Below are 10,290 nucleotides of genomic sequence, written 5' to 3'. Positions count from 1 at the left end.
CCTCCGGCGTGACAGGCCGGCGCTCTAACCAACTGAGCTACACCCGCATGGTGTGTGGCGCGGTTTATATAAGCGGTCGGGCACTCTGGCAAGGGCTTTTTGTTGCGAAAAAGCATTTTTCTTTACGCTATCGCGCAGAAGTTTAGGCCTTGTTGGTGAAATGCGCCTTGGCCGTTTTAATGTTGTGTTTTGCCAGGGGGTTTTAGGAGTTTTCCGTGCAAAAACAGATCATTGATTTGATCAATGACGTTTTAAATCGGGCGGGAGGATCGGGTGGGGAAGGTCTGGCGTGTAGGATTTGGGGGTTAGCCGCGCGTTGGCTTATTCGCGCGGGAGCTCGTAGCGTTCGGCAAGTTTGGTCAGGGCGGCAACGGTGGCCTGTTCAACGGTGGAGCCGAACCCGGTGACGCGGCTTGCGAGGATTACATAGAGTGAATCGATATGCAGCTGAGCCACAAGAAGCTGTTTTTCGGTCGCCGTAGTACGGTCTGCGATAAAGCTTTCCATGGATTTGGCGATCTGGGTCATCAGCGGGTATTGGAACGTCCCGCCAAGCGCCTTTACGGAATAGGCAAGGTCGCTGCTTGCGGCGACGGCCTGTGGGCGTTTGGATTTGTCGGCAAGGGCACCAACAATCAGCTTACGGCACGTCATCAGTTCATTGCCGATATCAACGACAAAGGTTTCCGTGCTGCGTTGAACAACATGTTCGAGTTCTTCGAGCTGTTCGGGGGACAGGTTGATGTCAAAACCCGTGGCGAAGTTCACGGCACGGCGTGTCAGATCCGTATTTGGCGGAATGATCTGGACGTTTTTCTTTTTGATTGGCTTTTCTGGTGTCACGATTGCCCGACTTCCCCAGTCATAATGTGTCATTCATCCGGGTCCCGCCGATTGGGACCATCGAATTGTACCTGTCTGCGGCGACGGTCAGGGCCAAAATACGTTCCTGTATTAATGAAACGTCGTGGGCGCGCAATCACCGAAACCAACCGACTATAGAGTGCCTTGGCATTGAAGGGTTTTGCAAGGAATTCCGTGATTCCCAGATCACGCGCGGTTGTCACATATTTCATTTCAGAATGGGCTGTCAGCATGATCACCGGAATGAAGCGGTTCGGTGAACTGGTCGAATTGCGCATGACATCCAGGAATTCGAGACCATCCATGCCGCGCAGGCGCCATTCGCAAATTACGATGTCGATTTTTTCGCGACGCAGCACGTCGAACGCATCATTGGGTGCCTTCACCCGCTGAATGTGGTTTGCGCCCAAATATGCGAGGGTATCATACACAACTTGTGCTGAAATTTTGTCCCCATCGACAATCAGAAAACTGATTTTACTAAAGTCTATTTTTGCGTTCATTCAGCCTTGCTTCCTGAGCATATCCCGAAAAGCGCCCGAATTGCGTTCGAAACGCGTCGGTGTTCAGGTGGACAGCAGCATTCCCCATAATGTGCTGTTATCCTAATTCACTATACCTTTGTCAGAGTCGCGGCAAGCGCAAACAGGGCTTAAAATAGCCCGGAAATCTGACAAATTCTGACAAATACTGTCATCGAACTGTTCGTCAGGTATTTGAAGGCGTTGTAGAATTAACGCCAAGTATTTTGGCCGTGTTAAGTGTCGTAATGATACGTCTATTGGTCATCTATCGGTCATATAGGGTGCGTTGACCGATCAAAAAAGGATGGCTGTACTATTTTAACGGTTCGGTTGTGCCTTCGTCGTCGATGACTTTGACGGCAACGCCGGATTCCTCGAACATTTCGGTCGAAATTTTCATATCCTGTTCCCAGCGTTCAAGAAAATCGCTGGTCAGTTTGCTTTTATCGACGAAAACTTCGGCGATGCCGGCCTGAATAATCGCACGTGCACAATCGCAGCATGGGAAATGCGTGACATAAAGCGCGCAACCATCAAGGGACGTACCGGTGTAGCTGGCGTTGTAAATGGCGTTGCGTTCGGCATGTTCGGTATAGGCGTATTTTTCCGGGCGTTGATGGCGGCGTTCAACCGAATCATCGACACCACGCGGAAAACCGTTATAGCCAACAGCACGAATTTCTTTTTTAGGGCCGATGACAACCGCACCTACCTGCGTGCTACGGTCCTTTGACCATTCGGCGATATGTGATGCGAGACCAAGAAAGCGATGGTGCCATTTGCTCATGGGTAGGGGCCCTGTTACGATGGTGAGACGAAATTAATCCGCGTGTCACATTTATGATGCTGCGCGTGTGTTATTGGTCTTTTAAGAAGGTGCTCCTTGCAATTGTCCAGCGAAAAATCACAATTTTGTAAAGGCGGTTAGCGAAAAGTTCCTGTTCAAAGCAGGGCTTATTAGCTATTAAGGGGATACCCCCAGAAAAAGATCAGGACGCCTTGACGCCTCGCCGCAGATGCAGGCCGAAGTGGGAAGGGCTGATGTGTAAACCAAATAACAAGAGGTATTAGCCGATGCGCCGTCAACGTAAGGCGAAAATCATCGCAACCCTGGGGCCAGCGAGCTCTCATCCAGATATGCTGGAGAAGATCGTAAAGTCAGGTGTAGATGTTTTCCGGCTGAATTTTTCGCATGGTGAACATGCAGAACATCAGGAACGTTTCGAAGCAATCCGTGCTGTCGAAGAAAAGCTTGGTCGTCCCATCGGTGCTTTGATGGATTTGCAGGGTCCCAAAATTCGTGTTGGGACTTTTGCGGATGAAAAGATCGAGCTTACGGCTGGTGACACGTTCAAATTCGACATGGATAAAGATAAGCCGGGGGACAAAAACCGCGTTTCCCTGCCGCATCCAGAGGTATTTGCTGCCTTAAAACCGGGCGCGAACCTGTTGCTTGATGATGGCAAGCTGCGTATGCGTGTTGAAAAATGCGACGATAAATCCGCAGAATGCACCGTTATTACCGGTGGGCCGCTGTCGAACCGTAAGGGCGTTAACCTGCCCGACGTGATGTTGCCGATGTCACCGCTGACCGAGAAGGACCGTATCGATCTTGATTACGGTCTGGAAATGGGCGTTGATTTTGTCGCGCTTTCATTTGTTCAGCGTCCAGAAGACGTGGCCGAAGCCCGTAAAATCATTCAGGGCCGTGCGGCCATCGTTTCCAAATTGGAAAAGCCGCAGGCGATCGAGCATCTTGATGAGATCGTCGAGCTGTCGGACATTATCATGGTGGCCCGTGGCGACCTTGGTGTTGAATGCCCGCCAGAAGATGTGCCGATTTTGCAGAAACGCATCATCAAGGCATGTCGCGAAGCTGGTAAGCCGGTGATCGTTGCGACCCAGATGCTTGATTCGATGGTGTCGAACCCAACCCCGACACGTGCAGAAGCATCCGACGTCGCGACCGCCATCTATGATGGTGCCGATGCGGTGATGCTGTCGGCGGAAAGTGCGGTGGGTAAATACCCGCTTGAGACGGTTTCGATCATGGACCGTATTATGGTTCGCGTCGAAGAAGACGATCTGTATTACCGGTTGCGCGATGCCAATCGTCCGGATCCAGAGCACAATTCGCCCGATGCGATCAGTGCGGCCGCCCGTCAGGTGGCCGGGACCATTGGTGCCAAGGCGGTTGTGACCTATACCACGTCGGGATCGACGTCGCTTCGTGCGGCGCGTGAACGTCCGGAAGTGCCGATTTTGGGCCTGACGCCGAAAATTCAGACTGCACGTCGGATGACGTTGTGCTGGGGCGTGCACGCGGTGTTTACCCGCGATGCGACCAACTTCGCCGAAATGGTTGGCATTGCCTGTGAAGTTGCCCAGCGTGAAGAATTTGCCAAGGTCGGTGATTCCCTTGTGATTACCGCGGGTGTTCCGTTTGGTACACCGGGTGCGACCAATATTCTGCGCATTGCGTGGGTTGGCTAACGTCTTTTTGGGCGTTGACTGCATTAATATAAAGACGGGTGGCTTTCGTGGCCGCCCGTTTTTTTGTGCCGAAATGCCATGGCGATGGTTGGCGGAGTGGCGGATATAAGGTCGCTTTGCGAGCGGCTGGAGCATGCGGTTTATAGTGGTCTGTATTGTTAATGTTTTTTTGAGTCTTTCCGTCGATAGTTAGCGGGTAATCGGGCGTCTGTCTTTTGAAGGTCGGCTGATTGCAAGTGGGGAGCCGAAATAGACATTCGGTTAGGTTGTGGATCGTGCGCAGTTCGGTATAAAGTGCGCGAACACAATAATAAAATCAGGGTGTTAACCTTTTTAACGCCAGACGCCGCAAGGCACGGGACCAGGGGATTTGCTGCGATAATGCTGAGTTGGATGTTCAATCGGCAGAAAAACACGAGCGATGCGGGGCTTGATGATAAAGCCACGGCGAAGCTTCGTGACCTTGCTGAAACGGTCCGTGATATTGCGCCTGATTCCTTTGGGACGATCCAAGGCAATGGAACTGCGCAGGCACGCCGGATTCCCCGTAAGCATGCCAGCGAAGATGCCCCTAATCTGTCGGCCCTTGAACATGCTGCGCGCCTTTCATCGGAAATGGCCGTCGCAGATGAAGACGAAAATAATACCCCCCATTTCGATAGCGATGTTCGCATGGATGTGGCCCGGCGCCTGCGCCGCCATCTAAGCGATGTCAGCCCGTCCGACCGATTGGCGATGGTCGATGAATTTGTCGCGGCGATTACCAATATGGGCGATTGTTACCGCCCGCAGGTGATTGCCCTGATTGATCAGGAACTCGGTCACACACCTTATATGACGCGTCAGGCTGCCATGCGCCTGCGTCAGGATATTCAGGCCATTGGCCGGGTATCGATTGCCGATTATATCGAACTTCTAAGCGATTCGGATTTCCTTGATATCGTGCGCGGTCGTGGTGAATTCGTTCAAACCGCATCCGAACGCGCACGCGCCGATCAGGAAGCCGCCGCACAGGCGCGCCTGGTTGGACAAAAAGCCGAAAAAGAGAAGGGCGGTCTTTTGAACCGTCTGCTGTCATCGGATGATGCGCCGCGCAATGTTGTGCCGTTGGCACCGCGTTTTGCCGAGCATCAGGAAAAGAAACCCGCCCCGGATAATGACCTGTTGGGGGGCGGCAATCATATTTCGCGTCAGGCCCAGCGCCGGATCGCGCATTTCATCATGGCATCGTTGTTTGACACCTTGGTCGAGCAGGGCCGGATGCGCACCGAAGTTGCGCGTGCCATGCGCCAATCTGTGCGGCAGCGGATCGAAAAGGCCCGGTTTGAAAATCGTATGCCTGCTTATGATCCGGCAGAGGACATGATGGCCCATATCGAAGATGGCCAGATGGAAGATATCGGTCAGGAAGTGGCATCCAAGGCGCAGATGACGGTCGACCAGTATGTTCTTGATGCGCTGTCGCGCAACGAAGATGGCTTGGTCGTTCAGGCGCTTGGTCATTATGCCCAACTGCCAGAATCGGTAGTGTCGAAAATCCTTGATTCCGGAAGTGCACGCGCAATTACAGCATTGGCATGGCGTTCGGGCATGACCGCCCCCTCGGCGGTCGTTTTGCAGCTGAGCAATGGGATCCCGGACGGCAATATTGAAAACCCGGCCGCGGGTGGGCGCTTTGCCTTGGCGACGACGGATATGGATTGGTATATCGATTTCTTTAACGATATGAAGCCGACCGTATCGCATCCGCGCGCAGAAAAAGAAGCCGAAGCACCTGCTGCGCGTGAAGCAAAGCCGCGTGAAAATGCAGCGGAAAATCGCCGCACGCGTAAATCCGCTGGTATTGACGGATTGGTCTCAGAAACCCGACCCAAGGGCCGGAAGGGAGACTGAGTGCCATGAGCAGAAATCACGGCATTTCATATGAAGGGTTGAAATACGCCCTGAACATCAAAGAAAGCTATCAAAGCAAAGAACCGCTGACCGTTATGGGGGCGGCCAAGCAACAACGTTTGTTGATGCCTGAGCATTTGCTGAGCAATGATCTTGCGCTGATGCAATATGACGATCCGATTGCCTTGGCGGTCATCGCGACCCGTGATCCGGAAAGCCCGATGGCATTGGCAGCGGCGATCCGTATGGGGCCGCACGCAAAGTGCAAAGAACTGATTACCGGTGTGTTTGAGGTGGTGTCAGAAGCAACCAAGCATGAATTGGTTGCCGATTGCGCCAAGCTTCTGACCAAAAATGCCTTTAGCCCCGAAGCGTTTCATTTGGTGCGTACGCGGGCATCCAACCATGTTGTTGAAATCCGCGAATCTTATCGCCGGGCGATGGGCGACAACCTTCGGGCGTTGCTTGATGGTAAGATGGAAGCCCGCGAATTTGTCGAAGAATTCATCGAGCTGGCATCAAATGGTAACCTTCGCATCGATATTTATCGCCGCTTGGTGATGAAGCTGATGCGGTCTGATGCGGTGCGCCCGAGTGTGAAGTTCATGTTGCTGGAACGCCTTGATCAATTCCCGCAGATGGTGAAGCTTCAGATTGTGAATGAAGTGAACTCAGCGCCCGATACCCCGGAATATCAGACCTTAAAACAGGAACTGCGTTGGATTTACGAAGCCAAACAAAAGCAGCCGACACCGCAATCCTTGCAGGCCGCGATGAATGCATCGTCACGCCCGATCAAGGATATGGCCGCGGGGACGCAAATTGATTTTGGCGCAGCGGCTGGTTTGCATCGGCGCAATAGTATTATCAAGCCGGCAGAGCCAACCATTAAACGCACCGCCAATCCGCCAATCATGAGCAGCGGCGGGTTTAGTTCACGCGAGCTGTCTTCCTGGCTCAACTAAATCCCACAAGCACAAGATCGCTTAGCGCCTGCTTACGCGTGCAGACATATGCTCAAACGCATAAGCTGGCGCACTATTTATTGTGTGCCGCTAAGCATCCTTAGCTTACCAAGCGTGACTGAGGGGCGGTGTCTTTTGGCGTGGCAAGCAGCCCGGCCTGTTTTTCCAGATATACGGTACAGATTACCCGCATCAGGGAAGCGAAATTTGGAATGTCGCCGCGTTCGGCAACGGCTTCGTCGTGAATTTTGCCCAAAAACTGTGGGGTGGTAAATCCTTCGCCGCTGGCGATTTCATCGAGAATTTGCCAAAACCGCAGTTCAAGACGCAGGCTGGTGACAACGCCATTGATGCGTACAGAACGGCTGACGCATTGATACAGTTCGGGCTCGGTCCCGGAATATATCTGACACATATATATGGCCTTTCCTGATTGCTTTCGGTTGTATTGATCCGAAGCTTTTCTTTTTTAACCAGGCCATCGTCCGATAAATGTCGCCCAAGCGCAATCAGCGATTGGGCGACAGATCATCACAATTTAATTTCGGTGCCCAGAACACGCAGGAAGGCTGCCATCCATTTCGGATGGGCTGGCCATGCCGGGGCCGTCACGAGGTTTCCGTCAACACAGGCATCATCAATGTCGATTTCGGCATAGGTGCCGCCCGCCATTTTGACTTCTGGCGCGCAGGCCGGGTAGGCCGACACGCGACGATCTTTTAAGATGTCGGCTGCTGCAAGAAGTTGTGCACCATGGCAAACAGCGGCAATCGGTTTGTCCGCATCGTTAAAATCGCGAACAAGTCGAATAACATCCTCGTTTAGGCGCAGATATTCTGGGGCACGGCCACCAGGAATAACCAGCGCGTCATAGTTATCCGCACGCGCAGAAGAAAAATCGGCATTAAGTGCAAATTTGTGACCTGGCTTTTCGGTATAGGTCTGATCGCCTTCGAAATCATGAATGGCAGTCGATACGGTTTCGCCCGCCTTCTTGTCGGGGCAGACAGTATCGACGTTATGGCCAACCGCCAATAAGGTTTGGAACGGCACCATGGTTTCGTAATCCTCGGCAAAGTCGCCAACGATCATCAAAATTTTCTTCGCAGACATTTGTTATCCTCCCGTCGGTTTTTGATCACCTTTGATTATAAGCCTGTTTTGGGGCGGACGGGTAACAGCGGGATACTACGTGTCGCGTGTCGTGTGGTTGCGGTTGGTATTTGGTGGCAGTTTGGCAAGGTCGCTGACGACTGCGCATAAAAAAAGAGACCCGATTGGGTCTCTTTTTATCGAAAGTCGTTTTATTGCAGGCTTAGCTTTTTGACGTGTCTGGTTCAGACGACGGAGCCTTGCTTTCAGATTTGGTCGACGATTTCGCGGCGGTTTTGCTTGTGGATTTCGCCGTGCTGGCGCGCGACCGGGTGGCGGGCTTTTTCGCCGTTGTTTTGGATGCTGTTTTGGTCGCGGTTTTTGCAGCTGTTTTTGTAGCCGGTTTTGCCGATAGTTTGCTGGTACCAGCAGTTTCAGCGGTTTCTCTGATCAGCAAATCACGCTGCGGGAAGGGAATAGAGAACCCGGCATCTTCGAGTTCGGTTTTTGATTTGCGCGTCAGGTCAAAGAGGGTCGGCCAGAATTCTGAGGTCGCGACCCAACCACGTGCGGTGAGATCGACCGAGCTTTCGCCCAAGTTGGCAACGAAGCTCATGGGTTCGGGATCTTTGAGAACGCGCGGATCGGATTCGACAAGTTTTTTAAGGAATTCAAGTGCCGCGTCGACGTCATCGTTATACGCAATGCCAACTTTGATATCGAGACGACGGGTTGGGTTGCGCGAGTAGTTCTTGATGGCGCTGTTCCAGATTTGCGAATTCGGGACCGAGATAAAGATACCGTCGGCCGTTTTCAGCAATGTGGTGAACAGGGTAATTTCAACAACCGTCCCTGAAACAGATCCTGCTTCGACAAATTCATCAAGTTTGAGCGGACGCAGGATCAAAATCATGACACCGGCGGCAATATTCGAAAGCGTCCCCTGAAGGGCGAGGCCAATGGCCAAGCCAGCAGCACCGAGAACGGCAATGATGCTTGCGGTTTGTACGCCAAAGTTTGATAGAACGGCGATCAACACAAAAATCAGAATTGTGTAGCGCACCAAGCTTGCGGCCAGTGGTTTTAAGGTCGAGTCGACAAAATTTGCGTTTCTAAGTGCGTGTCGAACCAGTGCAGCGGCACGTCCGGCCACCCACCAACCGACAATTAAAAGAATAATTGCGCCCAATATGTCCAAGCCGAAGCCCAAAGCGAAGGCTTTTAGCGCTTCTGTGATTGAATCGACATCTGTATCAAGCATTGTGACCTCATCCGCTCCGTGTCATGGTTGTATAGTTTGCTACTCATACCGCTGTATGAGATACTAAGCATTGCAGGTTTAGGAGCCATTGAAAAGCAGGCACAAAGTCCCAAATAATTTCAGGAAATCGGGAACATTCTTTTTTCCTGATCGTTTACAGTCACAATATAACCATTTTTGGTGATATATTAACTCGCTAATAACAACCTAAGACAGGGGATACGACATGCAGTTTCGTTCTTCAGTAATGTTTGCTCTCGGTGGTGTTGCACTTCTGAGCGCGTGTAGCAGCGTTGACAATTCAGGCACCGCTGTACCTTACGGCGGTAACCCGCTGACCTACGGCAATTCCGTTTCTACGGCGATTGCTGGTGAAGAGCCGACCACCAATTTCGGTAAAGCGCTTAAAGCTGAGTACATTGCTTATGCACAGCGTGAAGCCGACGAATGGTATGACTTCTTTGATGCTGACTTCTTCGCACGTAAAGCAGGCAAAGTTGCAGACAACGAAACGATCCTTCCGGAAGATCCGGCAAACTGGCGTTTTGACGAAGAAGAAATCGCACAGAAACGTGCGGTTCGCGACGATCTGATCGCGCTTCTTGATAACGGCGGCCGTGAAGCAATGCCTGCAACCGCAGCAATTGCACAGGCTCGCTTCGATTGCTGGATCGAAGAAAGTGAAGAAGGTTGGCAGACCGACCTGATCAGCCAGTGCTGGAAAGATTTCGAAGCAGCAATGTCTGAACTCGAAGGCGACAAAGTTGTTGCAGTTGTTCCGGTCGAGCCGACCGAGAGCCGTCTGTTCACCATCTTCTTTGATTTTGACAGCGTAGCAATCACCCCGGTTTCTGAGCGCGTTCTTGACGCCGCTGCTGAACAGTGGGCCCAGAGCATGGGTGAAATCAATGTTGTTGGTCACACCGATTCATCGGGTTCGGCTAGCTACAACCTGAAACTCTCTGAGCGTCGTGCTAATGCTGCTCTGAGCGAGTTGACCGGTCGTGGTATCAAAGCTAGCTCGGTTGACACCGATGCCGTTGGTGAAGGCGATCTGTTGATCCCGACTCCGGATGGTGTTCGTGAGCCGCGTAACCGTCGCGTAACGATTTCTGTCGATTAATCGACGTCGTTTACGAAATGTTTGGCAACGAGGTGGCATAGTGCCACCTCGTTGTTTTTGTATGAGCTTTTAGCT

10 protein-coding genes are annotated in these 10,290 nt (G+C 52.1%); 4 read left to right on the top strand and 6 right to left on the bottom strand.

What is annotated here, in order from left to right; translation table 11 throughout:
- Nucleotides 1–321 precede the first annotated feature (321 nt).
- The 3 genes from HCZ99_RS13520 to HCZ99_RS13510 form a co-directional block, all read right to left on the bottom strand.
- Nucleotides 322–876, bottom strand: coding sequence for a transcriptional regulator (locus HCZ99_RS13520; RefSeq protein WP_167447508.1), 555 nt, complete (start codon nucleotides 874–876; stop codon nucleotides 322–324).
- A complete protein-coding gene (locus tag HCZ99_RS13515) occupies nucleotides 873–1,367 on the bottom strand; it encodes a response regulator (protein WP_167447507.1) in 495 nt (164 codons plus the stop codon). The genes HCZ99_RS13520 and HCZ99_RS13515 overlap by 4 nt, the downstream gene beginning before the upstream one ends.
- A gap of 334 nt (nucleotides 1,368–1,701) precedes the next feature.
- Nucleotides 1,702–2,175, bottom strand: a complete 474-nt coding sequence (locus HCZ99_RS13510) for a deoxycytidylate deaminase (protein ID WP_167447506.1) — start codon at nucleotides 2,173–2,175, stop codon at nucleotides 1,702–1,704.
- Nucleotides 2,176–2,462: 287 nt separating this feature from the next.
- Here HCZ99_RS13510 and pyk point away from each other — a divergent pair, with 287 nt between their 5' ends.
- The 3 genes from pyk (at nucleotide 2,463) to HCZ99_RS13495 (ending at nucleotide 6,739) form a co-directional block, all read left to right on the top strand.
- Nucleotides 2,463–3,881 carry a pyruvate kinase gene (pyk, locus tag HCZ99_RS13505; RefSeq protein ID WP_167447505.1) on the top strand — a complete coding sequence of 473 codons (1,419 nt, stop codon included), beginning with the start codon at nucleotides 2,463–2,465 and terminating at the stop codon, nucleotides 3,879–3,881.
- A gap of 381 nt (nucleotides 3,882–4,262) precedes the next feature.
- Nucleotides 4,263–5,774 (top strand): DUF2336 domain-containing protein, encoded by a 1,512-nt coding sequence (locus HCZ99_RS13500; protein WP_167447504.1) that lies wholly within the window; start codon nucleotides 4,263–4,265, stop codon nucleotides 5,772–5,774.
- Between the two features lie 5 nt (nucleotides 5,775–5,779).
- Nucleotides 5,780–6,739: a hypothetical protein gene (locus HCZ99_RS13495; RefSeq protein ID WP_167447503.1), complete on the top strand. Its 960-nt coding sequence runs from the start codon at nucleotides 5,780–5,782 to the stop codon at nucleotides 6,737–6,739.
- 100 nt (nucleotides 6,740–6,839) lie between these two features.
- Here HCZ99_RS13495 and HCZ99_RS13490 read toward each other — a convergent pair whose 3' ends face one another.
- From HCZ99_RS13490 to HCZ99_RS13480, 3 genes are all read right to left on the bottom strand, one after another.
- Nucleotides 6,840–7,154, bottom strand: a complete 315-nt coding sequence (locus HCZ99_RS13490) for a ribbon-helix-helix domain-containing protein (protein WP_167447502.1) — start codon at nucleotides 7,152–7,154, stop codon at nucleotides 6,840–6,842.
- Between the two features lie 116 nt (nucleotides 7,155–7,270).
- Nucleotides 7,271–7,852 carry a DJ-1/PfpI family protein gene (locus HCZ99_RS13485; protein ID WP_167447501.1) on the bottom strand — a complete coding sequence of 194 codons (582 nt, stop codon included), beginning with the start codon at nucleotides 7,850–7,852 and terminating at the stop codon, nucleotides 7,271–7,273.
- Between the two features lie 202 nt (nucleotides 7,853–8,054).
- On the bottom strand, nucleotides 8,055–9,092 hold the full coding sequence (locus HCZ99_RS13480; protein WP_167447500.1) for a mechanosensitive ion channel family protein: 1,038 nt from the start codon (nucleotides 9,090–9,092) through the stop codon (nucleotides 8,055–8,057).
- 226 nt (nucleotides 9,093–9,318) lie between these two features.
- Between HCZ99_RS13480 and HCZ99_RS13475 the strand changes: the two genes are divergently transcribed.
- Nucleotides 9,319–10,215, top strand: a complete 897-nt coding sequence (locus tag HCZ99_RS13475) for an OmpA family protein (RefSeq protein WP_167447499.1) — start codon at nucleotides 9,319–9,321, stop codon at nucleotides 10,213–10,215.
- The last annotated feature ends 75 nt before the right edge of the window (nucleotides 10,216–10,290 follow it).

This window comes from Thalassospira lucentensis, assembly GCF_011806425.1.
Classification (GTDB): Bacteria; Pseudomonadota; Alphaproteobacteria; order Rhodospirillales; family Thalassospiraceae; genus Thalassospira; species Thalassospira lucentensis_B.
The sequence above is the reverse complement of the archived record's forward strand: the minus strand, read 5'-3'. Positions and strand labels throughout refer to the sequence as shown.